The sequence below is a fragment of the Pseudomonas psychrophila genome (assembly GCF_001043005.1).
GTDB lineage: Bacteria > Pseudomonadota > Gammaproteobacteria > Pseudomonadales > Pseudomonadaceae > Aquipseudomonas > Aquipseudomonas psychrophila.
In genome coordinates, this window is sequence record NZ_JYKZ01000048.1 from 1 (window position 1) to 756 (window position 756).

1 protein-coding gene is annotated in these 756 nt (G+C 60.1%); it reads right to left on the minus strand.

Annotated elements, in window-relative coordinates; all coding sequences use genetic code 11:
- A partial coding sequence (locus TU76_RS23975) for an MFS transporter (RefSeq protein WP_048352642.1) occupies positions 1-756 on the minus strand: 756 nt, incomplete at both ends.

Here is a 756-nt window from a genome sequence, read left to right on the forward strand (position 1 = left end):
CGCCAGCCGCGGCCCAGGCAGTCAGCAGGCGACCGTGAATCGCGCCGACCATCTGCGTCCCGAACAGGTCTGCCAGATAGGCCGGTACCGTGGCAAAGCCACCACCATACATCGACAGGATGATGCAGAACGCCGCCACGAACAGCGAGATGTTGCCTAGGTGGCCCAGGTTCGGCACCAGCGCATACAGGGCGAACCCCAGCGCAAAGAATACGAAGTAGGTGTTTTTACGGCCCAGGTAGTCCGAGAACGAGGCCCAGAAGAACCGTCCGCCAATATTGAACAGGCTCAGCAAACCGGTGAAGCCCGCCGCAATGGCCGCGATTTGCGCCAATTGCGCAGCATCCAGTTGGCCAAAGGTCAGATCGTTGCCCAGCAACTTGCCAGCAAACACCTCCTGCAACAAGGGCGAAGCCATGCCCAGAATGCCGATACCGGCCGAGACGTTAAGGCACAACACCAACCACACCAGCGCAAACTGCGGCGTTTTCCAGGCCACGCTCACGTGGACATGACGCTGAGTAATCATCGCATTGGCGGTTTTTTTCACCGGCGGTGTCCAGCCTTCAGGCTTCCAGCCGGTGGGTGGCACGCGGTACGACAATGCGCCTCCCACCATAAAGACAAAATAAATCGCCGCCATCACCAAAAAGCTCTGCCACACGCCGACACCATCCGGCCCGGCAAAGTGCCCCATCAAGGCCGCAGCCAGAGGCGCACCGACCATTGCTCCGCCACCGAAACCCATGATTGCCA